Here is an 18,005-nt window from a genome sequence, read left to right on the forward strand (position 1 = left end):
CCGTGAGTGTGTGTTTCTATTATATCAGCATTTGCTGGATTTTAGAAAAAGGGGGGATTTATATATGTATGATGTTGCAATAATAGGAGCTGGTGTAATAGGAGCATTTATTGCAAGGGAGCTTTCTAGATATGAACTTAACATAACTTTGCTAGATAAGGAAAATGATGTGTCCAATGGATCGTCAAAAGCTAACAGTGCAATAATACACGCTGGATATGATGCTAAGCCTGGAACTAATATGGCAAGGTTCAATTCATTAGGTAATCCTATGTTCGATAAAATATGTGAAGAGCTAGACGTTGAGTTTGAAAGAATCGGCTCATTCGTTATAGGCTTTGATGATGCAGATATGGAGACCATTAAAGACTTATATAAACGTGGAAAAGAGAATAACATTGAAGACTTAGAGATAATTGACGGAGACAAGGTAAGAGAAATGGAGCCTAATCTAAGTGACACAATAAAAGGGGCCTTGTATGCACCTACCTGTGGAATTCTTAGTCCATGGGAGCTAACTATAGCATTAGCAGAAAATGCAGCGGATAACGGAATAGAGATTCTATTAAATAACGAGGTTCAAGATATTAAGAAAACTGAAGTAGGCTACAAGATAATTACAAATAAAGGTGAGATAGATACCAAATATGTAATAAACTGTGCAGGTGTATATGCAGATAAAATAAATAATATGGTATCTAGTGAATCCTTTGTGATAACTCCTAGAAAAGGGCAATATTTTGTACTGGATAAAAGCGTTGGAGACTTTGTAAATACAGTAGTATTCCAATGTCCTTCAAAGGTTGGAAAAGGTATATTAGTGACACCAACAATCCATGGCAATCTGTTATTAGGGCCTGATGCAGAAGATATAGAAGATAAAGATGACACAGCAACTGTTGCAGAAAACCTAGAATACATAAAAGAAGTTGCTAGAAGGTCAGCTTATACAGTTCCTGTAAATAAAGTAATAACTACATACTCAGGACTAAGATCAGAGGTAAGTACTGGAGATTTTATTATTAGAGAAGCAAAGGATGCAAAGGGATTCATTAATGTTGCAGGTATTAAATCACCGGGACTATCCTCATCACCAGCTATAGCAGAATATGTAGTTGACATAATGAAAGATATAGCGGGAGGACTTAAAGAAAAGGAAAACTTTAATCCAAGGAGAAGAAGAGTCGTTAGATTTGACAAGCTTAGTGACGAAGAAAAAGCTGAGCTCATAAAAAAAGATCCTCGTTTCGGAAGGATAATATGCAGATGTGAAAGCGTCACAGAAGGAGAAATAGTAGATATTATACATAGAAATGCAGGTGCAACTACAGTAGATGGAGTTAAGAGAAGAGCTAGACCTGGAACAGGGAGATGTCAAGGAGGTTTTTGCGGACCTAGAGTAGTTGAGATATTAGCTAGAGAGCTTAACAAGGATATGGATGAAATAGTGAAGGATAGAGAAGATTCATATATATTGACTGGTAAAACAAATAAAGGAGAGCAATAAGGGGGTGATGGAGTGGACTATGATATTGTAGTTATAGGAGGAGGTCCAGCAGGGTTAGCAGCAGCAGTAGAAGCTAAAAAGAGTGGAGTAGATAATATTCTTATAATAGAAAGAGACAGAGAACTTGGGGGCATACTTCAACAGTGTATTCATAATGGATTTGGTCTTCATGAATTTAAAGAAGAATTAACTGGTCCTGAATATGCTGAAAGGTTTATTGATCAAGTAAAAGAGCTTAATATTGAATACAAGATTGATACAAAGGTTCTTAACATTACAGAGGATAAGATTATAAGCGCAGTAAACTCAAAGAATGGGCTAATCAATATAATAGCAAAATCAATAATACTTTCTATGGGCTGTAGAGAACGAACTAGAGGAGCCATAAACATTCCTGGAACAAGACCCGCAGGTATATTTACAGCAGGAACAGCCCAAAGATATATAAATATGGAAGGCTACATGGTGGGCAAGAAAATATTTATACTAGGTTCAGGGGATATTGGACTCATAATGGCAAGGAGGCTCACACTAGAAGGAGCAGAAGTCATAGGAGTAGCGGAGCTTATGCCTTATTCAGGAGGGCTTACGAGAAATATCGTTCAATGTCTTCATGATTATAACATACCATTATTATTAAGCCATACTATCACAAGAATTGATGGAAAAGACAGAATTGATGGAATAGAATTATCAGAGGTAGATGAAGATAATAGACCTATTCCAGGCACAGAAAAATATTATGAATGTGATACATTATTATTATCTGTAGGCTTAATACCTGAGAATGAGCTTTCAAAGAGTGCAAATCTAAAGCTTGATAATATAACAGGTGGTCCTATAGTTAATGAATTTATGGAGACAACTATAGAAGGAATCTTTGCATGCGGTAATGTAGTTCATGTTCATGACCTGGTTGATTACGTAAGTGAGGAAGGACGCAGAGCAGGTAAAAATGCAGCCAAATATGTCTTAGAAGGCTTTAGTAAGTCAGAAAGAGTTATTCAAACCAAAGCAGGAAAAGGGATTAGATATATAGTACCTCAGGCAATAAGACTAGAAAATATAGACAATTCAATAACTCTTTTTATGAGATCAGATGACGTATATTCTAATGAAACATTGAATGTGAAGCTAGGTGAAGAAGTAATTAGAAGGATTAAGAAGAGAACCCTCACTCCAGGAGAAATGGAGAGAGTAAATATAGATATTAACCTCCTAAAAGATACTGTCGCAGAAACTTTAGTTGTAGAAATAGAAAAGGAGGGACAATAGTATGGAAACTATTTGCATAGTCTGTCCAATTGGATGCCGATTAACTATATCAAAAGATACTTCAAGTCCCGATGGTTATGTAGTAACTGGGAACCAGTGTAAAAGAGGAGAGCGCTACGGAATACTGGAGATGACAAATCCTACTAGGGTAATTACATCAACTGTTAAAATAAACAATGCACATCTAAAGAGACTGCCTGTAAAGACTAATGGCGCTATACCAAAGGATATGAACTTCAAATGTATGGAATTAATAAATTCACTTGAAATCGAAGCACCGATAAAGGTTGGGCAGGTTATTATAAAAAATATATTGGGAACTGAAATAGATTTAGTAGCTTCAAGGAGCATGGGGTAAAATAGGATAAAGTAGTATGATTAAGCTTTAAAAGCATCTACAGTTTATAGGTAGGTGCTTTTTTTTGTACTTGTTGATCATAGTCTAAGTTCAATATTGAACATGGGGAAAAAATATACTCCCTAGGAGTATATTTGATTAAATAATATTATTAGAGGGTATATTATAATTAACAAGTTAAGACAATAATTTGAATAATAATAAACATTTTATTGAAAGGAGAAACATAATGGAAAAAGTTAAATTAGCAGTTATTTACTATAGTATGACAGGTAGCAACTATAAATTGGCAAAATGGGCAGAGGAGGCAGCAAAGGAAGCAGGGGCAGAAGTTAGAGTACTTAAGGTACAGGAGCTAGCACTAGAATCAGCAATAGAAAGAAATCCAATATGGAAAGCTCATGTAGAAGAGACAAAGGATGTGCCAGTAGCTTCATCAGAGGATTTAGAATGGGCAGATGCAGTAATAATCAGCTCACCTACACGTTTTGGTAACGTAGCCTCTCAAATCAAACAGTTTATGGATTTACAAGGCGGGCTATGGGCTCAGGGTAAATTAACAAATAAAGTAGTATCAGCAATGTCATCAGCACAAAATTCTCATGGTGGTCAAGAGGCTACAGTACATGCAATATATACATCTATGATGCACTGGGGAGCCATAATAGTTCCTCCTGGGTTCACCGACAGTTCTGCATTTAAGTCAGGCGGAAATCCTTATGGAACATCAGTAACTATAGATGGAGAAGGTAATATGGTTGAAGACGTAAAAGATGCAGTTAAGCATCAAACAAAGCGTACATTAGAAGTTGCATCTTGGGTTAAAAAAGGGCAACAATAGTTTCAAAAATCCTAGGCTTATAGTCTAGGATTTACTGTTTTTTTGATTAATAATTCTTAAATTATTAGTTAAAACGTTGACAATATGCACAAGAAAGAATATCATGTTTATATACCCATATACGCATATAAACATGTGAACTGTAGTATACTGTCATATTCATGTTCGAGATTGGAACGAGTATGCTTTAGATTAGACTAAGCAATTAGTCGCTTATTATTAAACTTTTACTATTAAGGAGGAGTCATAAATGGAAAATAAAACAAAGCTATACCTACTTACAGGTTTTTTAGGATCAGGAAAAACAACATTTTTAACTAATGTACTTAATGATTTAACAGATAGAAGAGTAGGAGTCATAATGAATGAATTTGGAAAAGTTGGCATAGATGGAACTATTATCAAAAAGGATGATATGGAGCTTATAGAAATAAATAGAGGTTCTATATTTTGCTCATGCCTGCAGCTTTCTTTCGTATCGGCACTTATAGAAATGGCAGACCGTAATATGGAGTATGTTTTTGTTGAAAGCTCTGGATTAGCAGACCCATCAAATATAGGAGAGTTTTTAGATGCTGTACAAATCGCAAAGGGAGATGCATACGACTATAGTGGGGCTATTTGCATAGTTGATGGTGTAAACTTCTTAGAACAAATAGAAGATATTGAAACAGTAGAGAGACAGCTTAAATTTTGTCACCTAGTGGTTATAAGCAAAGTTGATCTAATAGATGAAGAAACCTTAAATAAAGTTAAAAGCAAAATTAGAGAGATAAATGATAAAGCAGAAATACAAATTGCCATAAATGGAAGACTGGACTATAACTTTTTAGAAAAAAATCTTATGGAGGATGATTGGGTAGGTACTGAAGACACTACAAATTCTCCAGAAAATAAACCTAAGACACTAACTCTAACATATAATGGTGAAATAACTAAAGAAAAGCTTACTCAGTTTATTGACACCATTAAAAAGGATAGCTATAGGATAAAAGGTTTCTTCAAGCTTGAAGATGGATGGAATCAAGTTGATGTAGTTGGCAAGAGAATAGATTATAAAGCTACGGATAAAGAAGAACCAGACTCTCAGCTAGTAATAATATCTAAAATAGGACCTCAAATTATTAGACCTATATTTAGTGCTTGGGAAGAAATAGTGGGAAAAGAGATGAAGCTACGATAAAGAAGTTTGTCAAATTAGAAAGGAAGTGATAATTATTGATAAGCTAATTAATTTTTTCAAAATGCTTTCGGATGATACAAGATTGAGGATTTTAGTTTTACTATATCATAAAGAACTATGTGTATGTGAAATGTGTGGAATAATGGAAGAGTCACAGCCTAAGGTGTCAAAGCATCTTGCAAAGCTCAGGGATATGGGACTTGTAAAAGATGAGCGCCAAGAGCAATTCATTTTTTACGACTTAAATATTCATGATAAAGTCTTAATGGATATACTTAAGAACATTGTAGATAATAAAGATAATTATGAAACCTTAAAAAAGGATATTGATAAAAGTAGACATGCAGAAAAATATCTTGAATCATGTAGAGTATAAGGAGGTAAGTTAGATGATAATTAAAATTTTAGGAACTGGATGCTCAAAATGCGACAAGCTAGAGGTAAACGTAAAACATGCAGTAAAAGAGCTAGGCATAGATGCCACTATTGAGAAGGTAACAGATATAAGAGAAATGGTAGCCTATGGTGTTATGCAAACACCAACACTTGTAGTTGATGAAGAAGTTAAAGTAGTTGGAAAAGCAATATCTTCAGAGGAAATAAAAAAATACTTAAGATAACTAAAGGCAGTGATAATATGATGTGGGGAGATAAAAGATACAGATCCTTCAACTTTGAAATGAAAAGAATATTTAACTCTAAGATAATTAAGCTATCCTTAGATGGAGGCTTTACTTGTCCCAATCGAGATGGAACACTAGGTTATAGAGGTTGTATTTTTTGTGGAGAAGAAGGATCAGGAGAGTTTGCAGCTTCTAGATGTTTAGATATAACTAAGCAAATAGAAAGCCAAAAACAGCTTTTATCTAAAAAGTGGGATAGTGGGAAGTATATTGCTTACTTTCAAAACTTCACTAACACTTATTCTAGCTATGAAGATCTAAAAGAAAAATATTATTTAGCCATTTCTCAGGAAGGAATAGTAGGACTTGCTATCGCCACAAGACCAGACTGCCTATCTGAAAAGGTATTGGATTTACTAGAAGAGATTAATAAAAAGACTTTTCTTTGGGTTGAGCTTGGGCTACAAACTATTCATGAGAGAACTGCAAAATTAATACGAAGGGGTTACCCTCTAGACTGTTATGATGAAGCTATAAGGCAGCTAGGCAAAAGGAATATAAAGGTGGTAACTCACCTAATATTTGGACTACCTAATGAAACTAGAGAAGGTATATTATCTTCTGTAAAATATGTGGCTGATACAAACACTTGGGGAGTAAAGTTTCATTTGTTATATATACAAAAAGGAACTGATCTTCATGAATACTATAAAAATTCACCGTTTCACATATTGTCTCGTGATGAATATATATCCTTGATAGTAGACAGCATAGAGCAACTGTCCCCAGAGATGGTTATTCACAGGTTAACTGGAGATGGGAAAAGAGCATTATTAGTAGAGCCACTATGGAGTTTAGACAAACTAAGAGTATTATCTGAGATTGATATGGAGTTAAAAAAAAGGAAAAGCTATCAGGGTATAAAATATAGAATGTGTTAATGTTTTGCATTAATTGAAACAAGATTGAAAAGAACAGCGCATGGAGTATTTCCCAGGAAATACAGGATGCAGAGCGTTTTAGTTATTAAAATTACTTTAACATATAAGTTTATATAATAGACAGCTTGATTAATAGTTCAAGCTGTTTTATTTAATGTCTAAATTTACTAATAAAAATCAATATTTCAAAACTCTTATGATTTTAAAGGAATTTTTAGCAATATATAGAACAATAGTAAATGTTATAATATGAAAAAGTTGGAGTTATTGTATGACTTTATGGAATAGAGATTATTGAGGTGTTGATATGGAAGATTGTAATAAGCTTTATGACTCTAATGGCATTAGTTAAATTAGTTAAAGATTTAAAGCATAAGTATTTAAACTTGTGTTGTAAATCATTAATTTTTTATAGGTGTAAACTTGATAAAGAATCCTTATTAGGGTTCTTATTATTTTTTATTAAAAATTGAATAATAGAGTGAACTTTTTCTATAATGATATACTCTTATATATGAAAGAAGGTGTTAAGGTGGACGTAGAATTACTAGTGAAAAAAGCAAAAAAAGGTGATAAGGATGCATTGGTCCAGTTAATTATGGAAAAAAAGCAGGATTATTATAAATTAGCCTTTATATATATGAAAAATAAAGACGATTCATTAGATGCAATGTCTGACATGATTATGATTTTACATGAGAAAATTCACCAACTTAAAAAAGCAGAATCTTTTTATAGCTGGAGTAAGACTATTTTAGTAAACTGCTGTAGAAAGCTCATAAAGGAAAAAGGCAAGGTAGTGCTGTTAGACACTGTTGAACAACAGGGCTGTGAGGGTGAGTTGAGCATAAAGGAAGAGCAAATTATGGTTGAGGAGCATTTATCAAGACTTAATGAGAAGCACCAAGAGGTTATTAAGCTTAGATATTTTCTAGATTTAGATTATCAGACCATATCAGATATATTAAAAATACCCCTTGGAACAGTAAAGTCACGTATTTCTATAGGTCTCAAAAATTTGAAGGAAAGTCTTGGAGGTGATGGCTATGAAAGAAGTTGAAAGAATATTAGCCGAGGAAAAGAAAGACATAGATAGTATAGAGGTGCCAGATGAGTTAGAATCAAGACTATATAAAGCTTTAGAAAGCAGTTCGTCAATTAGAGTAAAGAAGAAAAATTGGAAGCCAGTAGTTGCAGCAGCCTGCATTGTATTTCTACTAATAGGATATAACTTTAATGCTCTAGCATATTATGGAAAAAAGCTACTTGGATATGATAGTGTAATGAATGGTACTTTGAAACAATTAAATGAATTAGGTAAGGGGCAACCCATTGGAAAAAGCTATACCTTTAAAAATGGTTTAACTGTAACTCTAGATGGAATAATGGTCGACGAAAATCAGCTTTTAGCCTTTTACACAGTAAAGGACCCTAATGGAGCAGTTGATGAGATAAATCATATTGGTATGTCTATGAAAGGGTTTATCAGAGAATATAACCCAGAGAGTGGACAGGGAGAAATCAACAATGAAAAAACAGAAATAAAATGGGTTCATAGTTTCGAAAAGCCTTCTGCATTTGAGAAAACACTGAAATTTGAACTTACTTTATTTGATAAGAATAATAGTGAAAGAGGAGAGATTAGCTTTAGAATAGATCCAAGCAAGGCAATGGGCCATACTCTTAAGCAAAGAATCAATAAAACAATAGAGGCAGGAGATACAAAAATTTATATAGAGTCAATTGTAGCATCCCCTACAAAAACTGTACTACATGGAAAAATACAAAACATTATTGAGCTTGCAAAGGATCAAATGCTTGGTGAAAGACTTCGCCCTAATAATGTAGATGTAAAATTGATAGCTAATGGACAGGACGTGGAGCCTCAAGGAGGAGGAATGAGCACAGATATGAAAGGAATTAGGTTTCATAGCGAATACGATGCATTGCCATATGATTTAACCTCAGTTCAATTAAATATAGTTAGCTTTTCTGTAGATAGGGATGTAAACAAGAAGGTTGATATTAATGAAGATTTAGAAAATCAGGAAATTGAAGTCTTGGGGCAGAAAATAGAGATAAATAAGGTATACGAATCAGATAGAAGCACATACGTTACTTTTACTACGAGTGAAGATGTTGTACTAACTAGAGTAGTTCTTATAGTAGATGGAGAAAGAATAAATCTTAAAGAAACAACTAGTAGTGATCTTAAAAAGCTAGAGGATGGAACAATCATGCATACAAGAACAATGCATTTTCCTAAAACAGGTAGTAAATATGAATTGAGTATAGAAAAGATGGCTTATACTCAAGCCTATAATAAGATTATTGATATTCCATTAGATTAAAATATTAGTATTATATTATAATTAATGCGGTAGGAGAAAGTGAAATCTTACCGCATTTTTCATGATTTTTAGTTTATAAGAGATGTTTCTTAAGAAGGAGAAAGGTAATTATTATAGAAATAATTATAGAATAAGAAAATTAGGACTTTACAGTGAATTATAACAAAAATTTCTAACTAAGCACTAACAAATTGTGAAAAAAGAATGGAAGTGAATTAAATTGGATAAAAGAAAATTAATAAAAATAGTTGCCATATTTACAGCTATTACTGGAATAGTCACTGTTATAGGATTAGGTTTTGAATATTTGTTGCCTATATTTTTATCATTCAAATTAAAAAGAGAAATTAATCATGCAAGCTCTATAGGAATTATAGGAGGAGCTGATGGACCAACAAGTATTTTTCTCGCAAGTCAACCATCACCACATCTTTTTACAGGTATATTTGCTTTTCTTACGATAGTAGGAGTTTCTGTTATACTTATCATTAGGAGATCTATGAAATAATTGATATTTAGAAAAACAATCTTAATAATTCTTTAAACATGTATTAATTAAAGTCTTTGTATTTTGGAGGGATAGGAGATATGGAAATTGAACAATTAAAACGTAAGCTGAGAGAGCTGAAGAAGACAGAAAAACGAATACGTTTTAATTACCAGTCATCCTCAATACCTATGAAATATGTCTGGGAAGACTACTTTTCTACAAAATCATTTAATGACTTAACTGTAAAGTATCCATTGTGGAAACTCATAAAACTAAACCAGCAGGAGCTAGAGAAAATATTTGATGAATATTTTTATAGTGTCTACTTTCAACATTGCAAGGAAAATGGATTGAGCTTGCAAAAAAACATCATCCTGATCGCGGTGGAGATAATAATAAAATGATTGAAATAATAAATGCATACCACAAACTAATAAATAAGGAATAACAGTTCACATATTTACTTATGCTAAAGGAAGGTGATACTATGAGCGTTTTAAATAATCTCTATCCGCAAGATTTAAGTAAGCTCCTAGCTGGAATGAAATGTGAGAAAAATGATATTGGCTGTTCAACAGCAGGAGTATATAGATATTATAATGAAAGAATTTCATATTATTTAAAGATTCAACCTGTCTTACATGGTCTTGAAAGAGAGCGAGAAATAATAGAATGGTTGGGAGGTAAATTACCAGTTCCAAAAATAATATATTTTAACTCCTATAATGATTTTGATTATTTACTTATGACTGAAATAGATGGAGAAATGCTTTGCTCAGACAACTTATTATCCAAACCAGAGGAAACCGTGAAACTTCTAGCTGATGGAATAAAAATGCTTAAATCCATTCCAATTGATAATTGTCCCTTTGACAATGACCTTGAAATAAAGCTAAAGGAAGCATTGTATAATATAGAAAATAATCTTGTAGATATGTCTGATTGGGAGGAAAATAATAGACACAATACTCCGCAAGAATTACTGGATTATTTGAAGAAAAATAAACTTAAAACCTATACACCTTCATTTACTCATGGAGATTATTGTCTTCCTAATATTTTCTGCAAAGATGGTAAAGTTAAGGGGTTTATAGATTTAGGGCGAGGTGGAGTAGCCGATATATACCAAGATATAGCCTTATGCGTCAGATCTTTAAAACATAACTTCGGAACAGACCAGTATACCGATTTGTTCTTTAAACATTTAGATTTAAAACCAGATTGGGAAAGAATTGATTATTATATACTTCTTGATGAATTGTTTTAGTTAACAAATGTGACCATTATTCTATAGCAAGTTGCATCTGATATAATTAGATTAGGCCATTAGAAGGAGGAATTGGAATGAGTATTGAAAAACTTAAAAACATCATAGAAGAAAGTAATAACATTGTATTCTTTGGAGGAGCAGGGGTGTCTACTGAAAGCAATATACCTGACTTTAGATCTGCTTCAGGCCTTTATACAACTGAAAACAATCTAAAATATCCACCAGAAATGATGTTAAGTCATAGCTTTTTTGTAAGTCATACGAAAGATTTTTATGATTTCTATAAAACAAAAATGATATATAAAGATGCAAAGCCTAATGATGCTCATATTGCCCTAGCTGAACTAGAAAGAAGAGGTAAGCTTAAAGCAGTCATTACCCAAAACATTGATGGACTTCATCAAATGGCAGGCTCAGAAAATGTACTTGAGCTACATGGCTCTGTTTATAGAAATTATTGTACAGAATGCAACAAATACTTTGCTCTTGACTACATTATGAAATCTGACAGTGTACCAACATGTGACCAGTGTGGCGGCATAGTAAAGCCAGATGTAGTTCTATATGAGGAAAGTCTAGATATGAATGTATTAAATAGAGCCTTAAAGTATATACACGATGCAGATGTGCTAATTATTGGAGGGACTTCATTAACTGTTTATCCAGCAGCTAATTTAGTTCAGTATTATAATGGAAATAAGCTAATTCTAATAAATAAATCCCAAACGCAATATGATAGTAGAGCAGCTTTGACATTTAATGAGAGTATAGGCAAAGTACTTAAACAGGTTATTTGAAAAAGGTAGAAAGATATAGTAAATGCGCTAGGAAATAGTTTGTTTTTGGCGCATTTGCGCTTTTATTAAGCTACTGCATAAGTGACTAGCCTAGAATCAAAGATTCTTGCTATCTACTTATGTATATGTTATAAAGAATTATAAACAAATGAATAGGAAGGGAAAACAGTATGAACCTTATAAGTATAGAGAATATTACAAAAAGATATAGTGAAAAACAATTGCTTAACAATATAAATCTTGGAATAAATGAAGGAGATAAAATAGGTGTCATTGGCATAAACGGTACAGGGAAATCTACATTATTAAAAATAATTGCAGGAGTAGAGATGGCAGATGAAGGCAGGATTATAAAAGGAAATTCTGTAAGAATAGAATATCTCTCACAAAATCCCGATTTTGACCCAGAAGCTACTATAATTGAGCAGGTTTTTAGAGGAAATTCGGAGATTATGAAAGTAATCAGAGAATATGAGAAAGCTATTCAAAACCCAGTTGCACTAGCTGAAGTAATTACAAGGCTTACAAGTGCTATGGATGCAGCAAATGCATGGCAAATAGAAAGCGAGGCAAAAGCGGTATTAACAAAGCTTGGCATATTAGATTTTGGAGCAAAGGTAGGTACATTGTCAGGAGGACAGAGAAAGAGAATAGCATTAGCTTCTGCATTAATTACACCTTCAGAATTACTTATTCTAGACGAGCCAACTAACCATCTCGACAATGATACCATAGATTGGCTAGAACAATATCTAAACAAGAGAAAAGGCGCACTTCTAATGGTTACCCATGACAGATATTTCTTAGATAGAGTAGTAAATCAAATAATTGAAATAGATACTGGAAATCTCCATATATACAAGGGTAATTATAATTATTTCCTTGAGAAAAAGCTAGAAAGAGAAGAAATTGAAGCTGCAAGCGAAAGAAAAAGACAAAGCCTAGTAAGGAAAGAGCTAGCATGGATAATGAGAGGCGCAAAGGCACGAAGTACTAAGCAAAAGGCTAGAATAGAACGCTTTGAAAAGCTCAATGAAAGGGCTGTTGATATAGCTAATGATAAGCTAGATATATCAGTAGCTAGCAGCCGTCTAGGTAAAAAAATAATTGAATTAGAAAATATCAATAAATCCTTTGATGATAAAAAAGTAATAGATGACTTTAGTTATACAGTTTTAAGAGATGATAGAATCGGTATAGTAGGTCCAAATGGTATTGGAAAATCAACACTTATTAATATAATAAGTGGAAGACTAGAGTCTGATAGTGGAAGAATAGATATAGGAGAGACAGTAAGAATCGGATTCTTTTCTCAGGAAACATATCATATGGATGAGAATCTTAGGGTTATAGATTATATAAGAGAGGGAGCAGAATTCGTGTCCACAGCCGATGGAGAAAAAATAAGTGCATCACAGATGCTAGAAAAGTTCCTATTTCCTCCTAATGAGCAATGGGCACCAATAGGCAAGCTTTCAGGTGGAGAAAAAAGAAGGTTGCATCTGCTAAGAGTGCTTATGGATGCACCTAATGTACTACTTTTAGACGAGCCAACTAATGATTTAGATATAGAAACCCTTACTATTTTAGAGGATTATTTAGAGGAATTTCAAGGCGCAGTTATTGCAGTTTCTCATGATAGATATTTACTAGATAAAATGGCAGAGAAGATTTTCGTTTTCGAGGGGAATGGAAGGATAAAGCAGTATACAGGAAATTACTCATTATTTAAGGAAAATGAAATTATTGATGATGAAAATAATACTTCTAATGACTATTCAAATAAAAATAAAGATGTAACTAATAAAAATCTTGATTTAGGTGACAAAACTAAACCAAAAAAAGAAAAGCCACTGAAATTTACGTTTAAAGAACAAAAAGAATATGATGAAATAGATGACATAATTGCCGAACTTGAAGGGAAAATACAGGATGTAGAGGCTAAAATCAGTGAAGCGGCTAGTGACTATGTGCTATTACAAGAACTATTAGCACAAAAAGAAGACCTAGAAAAGCAACTAGATGAAAAAATGCAAAGATGGGTTTATTTAAATGAATTAGCGGAAGAGATTGAAAAAAACAAGAGACGATAGTCTATTTGAAAGGAATGTAGATATGAGTAAAATATTAGTATTAGCCGAAAAACCAAGTGTAGCTAGAGATATAGCAAAGGTGCTAAATTGTAATAGTTCAAAAAATGGATTTTTAGAGGGAAATAAGTATGTAGTTACTTGGGCATTAGGGCATTTAGTTACCTTAGCTGATCCAGAGGATTATGATAAAAAATATAAAGAGTGGAAAATTGAAGATTTACCCATTCTTCCATCGCCGTTAAAGCTTACGGTTATCAAACAAAGTGGCAAGCAATTTCAAACTGTTAAAGAACAAATGCATAGAAAAGATATAAATGAGATTGTAATAGCCACAGATGCAGGACGTGAAGGTGAGCTTGTTGCAAGGTGGATAATTGATAAAGCTAATGTAAAGAAGCCAATCAAAAGACTTTGGATATCTTCTGTTACAGATAAAGCCATAAAAGAAGGCTTCAATAAATTAAAGGACGGGAAAGAATACGAAAATCTATATGCATCAGCAGTGGCACGTGCTGAGGCTGATTGGATTGTAGGCATAAATGCTACACGTGCCTTAACCTGCAAATATAATGCACAGCTTTCCTGTGGAAGAGTTCAAACTCCTACGCTTGCTATGATTGCAAAAAGAGAAGAAGAAATTCAAAACTTCAAACCAAAGGATTTTTATGGAATCCAGGCTTTATCAAAGAATTTAAAGCTAACATGGCAGGATAGTCATACAAAAGATATAAAAACCTTTGATAAAGAAAAGTGTGATAAAATACTTTCGTCTATAAAGGGAAAAGATGCTAAAGTAATAGAAGTTGATAAGTCCTATAAAAAAAGCTTCTCTCCGGGGTTATATGATTTAACAGAGTTACAGAGGGATGCAAATAGAATTTTTGGTTATTCAGCAAAAGAGACTCTTTCTATTATGCAGAAATTGTATGAAAGCCATAAGGTACTCACATACCCAAGAACTGATTCTAGATATATTTCTTCTGATATAGTGGATACATTAAAGGACAGAATAAAAGCCTGTAGTGTAGGACCATATACAGCTATAGCCACTAAAGTTCTAAGAAATCCTATAAAAACAAACAAATCCTTTGTGGATGACAGCAAGGTTTCAGACCACCATGCTATTATCCCAACAGAGCAGACAGTATTTTTAAATGAACTAAATGATAGAGAACGAAAGATATATGATTTAGTTGTAAAGCGTTTCTTAGCAGTGTTATATCCAGCCTTTGAATACGAGCAGACCACTATAAAAGCTAGCATTGGAAATGAGACATTTATTGCTAAAGGGAAAATCGTCCTAAAGCAAGGCTGGAAGGAAGTTTATTCAAATAATTTTGAAGAAGATTATGAAGAAGATGTTGCAGAACAGATATTACCTAATATAAATAAGGGAGATATAATAAAAATATCATCTATCACACAAACCAAAGGAAAGACTAAACCACCAGCACCTTTTAATGAAGGAACCTTGCTATCTGCTATGGAAAATCCGAAAAAATATATGGAAGGCGAAGACAAGGCTCTAATCAAAATAATAGGGGAAACTGGCGGTATAGGTACAGTAGCAACTAGAGCAGATATTATAGAAAAGCTATTTAAAACATTTTTAATAGAAAAGAAGGGTAAAGACATATATATTACGTCTAAAGGTAAACAGCTTCTTGAACTAGTACCAGAGGATTTAAAATCACCAACTCTAACAGCAGAATGGGAGCAAAAGCTAGGAGCCATTTCAAAAGGACATTTAAACAAAAATTCATTTATAAATGAAATGAAAAGCTATTCTAAAGCAGTTGTAGGTGAGATAAAGAAAAGTGAAGATACATTTAGACATGATAATCTTACTAAAACTAAATGTCCTGAGTGTGGCAAATATATGCTTGAGGTAAATGGTAAGAAGGGAAAGATGCTTATATGTCAGGATAGAGAGTGCGGGCATAGAAAAAACATCTCAAAAGAAACTAATGCCAGATGTCCGAACTGTAAAAAAAGATTGCAGTTACATGGCGAGGGAGAAGGACAAATATTTGTCTGTAGCTGTGGATATAGAGAAAAGTTATCTGCATTTAATGAAAGAAGAAAAGAATCAAAAAATACAGTTTCCAAAAAAGATGTGTCTAGATATCTTAAGGAGCAAAAGAAAAGCAAGGATGAGCCAATAAATTCAGCACTTGCAGATGCATTATCTAAGCTTAAATTGAAATAGAAAAGCTGTGAAAATATCAGAGGTACGAAAAACCACATTTTTGTCATCCTGAGAGCCAGCGAAGGATCTCTTATCTCCTTATATTAGTCGAATGTGAAACTCTATATTTGCAAGTCATATAATTTTAGTAGAGGTGCTATTATGTACAAGATAATGATAATTGAAGACGACAAAAAGCTTCAAGAGCTAATTAGAAACCATTTGGGAAAGTATGGCTATGAAACCTGTGTAGTTGAGGACTTCTCGCAAATAAAAAAAGAGTTTGTCTATCATAATCCTCATTTAGTTCTAATGGACATTAACCTTCCGTATTATGATGGCTTTTATTGGTGCAGAGATATAAGGACAGTTTCAAAGGTTCCAATAATCTTCATTTCTGCTAGAAACTCAGATATGGATCAGGTCATGGCAATAGAAAATGGAGGAGACGATTATATTACCAAGCCTTTTTCCTATGATTTGCTCATAGTAAAGATAAAGGGAGTTATTAGAAGAGTATATGGAGAGTACTCTGAAAATAGTCATAGTGAAGTTTATGAAGTAGATGGCTTATATCTGTATATTCATCAAAATATAATAGAGTATAATGATAAAAAAACCGAGCTTAGTACCAAGGAATTTTTATTATTATATTCTCTGCTTAAAAATGGTAATCAAATAGTTTCAAGGGAAGAACTGCTAGAAATATTATGGAATGATATAGACTTTGTAGATGATAATACACTTTCAGTAAACATTACAAGACTTAGAAAAAGACTTGAGGACATAGGAATAGAAGATGCTATAGAGACTAAGAGAGGACAGGGCTATAAAATAGTAAACAATTGGAGTAGATAGCCTAAGGAATAGAGGTGTACTGTGTATGAATTTTAAAAATTATATCAAGGATAGAATTAGCTATATAGTGGCGTTTTTTGCAAATACGCTTCTGATAATTTTAGTAATGTACCTAACCTTAATCATTAATCAAAAGAAATTTCCAAAGGAAAATGTACTTTATTCTTTCTTGATATCATTGATATTATTTTTATTTTTTATGGCATACGATTATTTTAAAAACAGGCCTTTTTATAATTATCTTAACAAAGCTGCTAACTCATCTAATAATTTAGATAATATCTTAAGCATGACAGAAGCCAGAACCTACGAGCAACTAATGTATAATAAAATCTTAAATGAAACATACAAGTCCTATAGTGATAAGCTATCCAAATACGAAGAAAACCAAAAACAATATATATATTTCATCAATCAATGGGTACATCAGATGAAGACCCCCGTATCTGTGATTAATCTATTGCTACAAGACAAAAATAAAGAAAACTATAAGGAAATACTTGAAAGTATCTCTGAAGAAAATGAAAAGATAACTCATGGATTAGAGATGATGCTTTGCAATGCAAGATTAAGTCAATTTAATCTAGATTTTAAAGTTGAAAAGGTAGATATACTATCCATTATAAGAAAAGTGATAAACGATAATAAAAAATCCCTAATAAGAAATTCCATATATCCTAAGATAATATGTGAAGAAGAGATAACTGTAGAAACAGATAATAAGTGGATATACTTTGTAACAAATCAAATCCTAGTGAATGCAATAAAATATTCAAAAGATATCTCATCTGAAGATAAACATATTACATTTGAAATAAAAGATGAAGGGGCAAGGACTATCTTGTCTATTGAAGATCAAGGCATTGGAATACCAAAAGAGGATAGAGCTAGAGTATTTAATGCTTTTTTCACAGGAATCAATGGAAGAAAAACCTCTGAATCAACAGGAATGGGAATGTATTTATCTAAGAGAATATGCGATGAATTAGGCCATGGCTTGACATTAGAATCAGAAGAAGGAAAAGGCACCAAGTTTTTTATAATCTTTTATAAAGGGAAAAACATATTTAATCTTTCAATAATGTAAGATATACAATTATAATGAAAGGGAAATCGATACTAAGATTTCCTTTTTTTCTTTATAATAAATATATAAACAACTAACCCATGGGATGGTAAAGGAGTGTTTACTAAATAAAATACACGTTCAACGTTTCGAACATGAGTAAT

At 32.8% G+C, this 18,005-nt stretch carries 18 protein-coding genes; all 18 read left to right on the plus strand.

Annotated elements, in window-relative coordinates; translation table 11 throughout:
* Nucleotides 1-64: 64 nt before the first annotated feature.
* The 18 genes from ABV008_RS14975 to ABV008_RS15060 all read left to right on the plus strand — a co-directional run bounded on the left by ABV008_RS14975 (nt 65) and on the right by ABV008_RS15060 (nt 17,862).
* Nucleotides 65-1,507, plus strand: coding sequence for an NAD(P)/FAD-dependent oxidoreductase (locus ABV008_RS14975; RefSeq protein ID WP_352420647.1), 1,443 nt, complete (start codon nt 65-67; stop codon nt 1,505-1,507).
* A gap of 12 nt (nt 1,508-1,519) precedes the next feature.
* A complete protein-coding gene (locus tag ABV008_RS14980) occupies nt 1,520-2,782 on the plus strand; it encodes an NAD(P)/FAD-dependent oxidoreductase (protein ID WP_352420648.1) in 1,263 nt (420 codons plus the stop codon).
* Between the two features lies 1 nt (nt 2,783).
* Nucleotides 2,784-3,140: a DUF1667 domain-containing protein gene (locus tag ABV008_RS14985; protein WP_352420649.1), complete on the plus strand. Its 357-nt coding sequence runs from the start codon at nt 2,784-2,786 to the stop codon at nt 3,138-3,140.
* Nucleotides 3,141-3,369: 229 nt separating this feature from the next.
* On the plus strand, nt 3,370-3,981 hold the full coding sequence (gene wrbA, locus ABV008_RS14990; RefSeq protein ID WP_352420650.1) for an NAD(P)H:quinone oxidoreductase: 612 nt from the start codon (nt 3,370-3,372) through the stop codon (nt 3,979-3,981).
* Nucleotides 3,982-4,231: 250 nt separating this feature from the next.
* Complete coding sequence (locus ABV008_RS14995; protein ID WP_352420651.1) at nt 4,232-5,164, plus strand: CobW family GTP-binding protein; 933 nt, start codon at nt 4,232-4,234, stop codon at nt 5,162-5,164.
* Nucleotides 5,165-5,225: 61 nt separating this feature from the next.
* Nucleotides 5,226-5,540 (plus strand): ArsR/SmtB family transcription factor, encoded by a 315-nt coding sequence (locus ABV008_RS15000; RefSeq protein ID WP_352420652.1) that lies wholly within the window; start codon nt 5,226-5,228, stop codon nt 5,538-5,540.
* A 13-nt stretch (nt 5,541-5,553) separates the two neighbouring features.
* Nucleotides 5,554-5,784 (plus strand): thioredoxin family protein, encoded by a 231-nt coding sequence (locus tag ABV008_RS15005; RefSeq protein WP_352420653.1) that lies wholly within the window; start codon nt 5,554-5,556, stop codon nt 5,782-5,784.
* 20 nt (nt 5,785-5,804) lie between these two features.
* A complete protein-coding gene (gene mnmL, locus ABV008_RS15010; protein WP_352420654.1) occupies nt 5,805-6,728 on the plus strand; it encodes a tRNA modification radical SAM protein MnmL/YtqA in 924 nt (307 codons plus the stop codon).
* Between the two features lie 514 nt (nt 6,729-7,242).
* The gene (locus tag ABV008_RS15015) at nt 7,243-7,788 is read left to right on the plus strand and encodes an RNA polymerase sigma factor (protein ID WP_502929796.1); all 546 of its coding nucleotides are present in this window, start codon (nt 7,243-7,245) and stop codon (nt 7,786-7,788) included.
* Nucleotides 7,775-9,079, plus strand: coding sequence for a DUF4179 domain-containing protein (locus ABV008_RS15020; protein WP_352420656.1), 1,305 nt, complete (start codon nt 7,775-7,777; stop codon nt 9,077-9,079). The genes ABV008_RS15015 and ABV008_RS15020 overlap by 14 nt, the downstream gene beginning before the upstream one ends.
* A gap of 220 nt (nt 9,080-9,299) precedes the next feature.
* Nucleotides 9,300-9,587 (plus strand): sodium ion-translocating decarboxylase subunit beta, encoded by a 288-nt coding sequence (locus ABV008_RS15025; protein ID WP_352420657.1) that lies wholly within the window; start codon nt 9,300-9,302, stop codon nt 9,585-9,587.
* Nucleotides 9,588-9,667: 80 nt separating this feature from the next.
* Nucleotides 9,668-9,973: a hypothetical protein gene (locus ABV008_RS15030; protein ID WP_352420658.1), complete on the plus strand. Its 306-nt coding sequence runs from the start codon at nt 9,668-9,670 to the stop codon at nt 9,971-9,973.
* Nucleotides 9,974-10,056: 83 nt separating this feature from the next.
* Nucleotides 10,057-10,836: an APH(3') family aminoglycoside O-phosphotransferase gene (locus tag ABV008_RS15035; protein ID WP_352420659.1), complete on the plus strand. Its 780-nt coding sequence runs from the start codon at nt 10,057-10,059 to the stop codon at nt 10,834-10,836.
* Between the two features lie 77 nt (nt 10,837-10,913).
* A complete protein-coding gene (locus tag ABV008_RS15040) occupies nt 10,914-11,636 on the plus strand; it encodes an NAD-dependent protein deacylase (RefSeq protein ID WP_352420660.1) in 723 nt (240 codons plus the stop codon).
* 170 nt (nt 11,637-11,806) lie between these two features.
* Nucleotides 11,807-13,729: an ABC-F family ATP-binding cassette domain-containing protein gene (locus ABV008_RS15045; protein WP_352420661.1), complete on the plus strand. Its 1,923-nt coding sequence runs from the start codon at nt 11,807-11,809 to the stop codon at nt 13,727-13,729.
* Nucleotides 13,730-13,751: 22 nt separating this feature from the next.
* Nucleotides 13,752-15,938, plus strand: coding sequence for a DNA topoisomerase III (locus tag ABV008_RS15050; RefSeq protein ID WP_352420710.1), 2,187 nt, complete (start codon nt 13,752-13,754; stop codon nt 15,936-15,938).
* Between the two features lie 141 nt (nt 15,939-16,079).
* The gene (locus ABV008_RS15055) at nt 16,080-16,775 is read left to right on the plus strand and encodes a response regulator transcription factor (RefSeq protein ID WP_352420662.1); all 696 of its coding nucleotides are present in this window, start codon (nt 16,080-16,082) and stop codon (nt 16,773-16,775) included.
* Between the two features lie 25 nt (nt 16,776-16,800).
* Nucleotides 16,801-17,862, plus strand: a complete 1,062-nt coding sequence (locus ABV008_RS15060; protein ID WP_352420663.1) for a sensor histidine kinase — start codon at nt 16,801-16,803, stop codon at nt 17,860-17,862.
* Nucleotides 17,863-18,005: the final 143 nt, after the last annotated feature.

Origin of the sequence: Proteiniborus sp., from assembly GCF_040308045.1 — a bacterium.
Classification (GTDB): domain Bacteria; phylum Bacillota; class Clostridia; order Tissierellales; family Proteiniboraceae; genus Proteiniborus.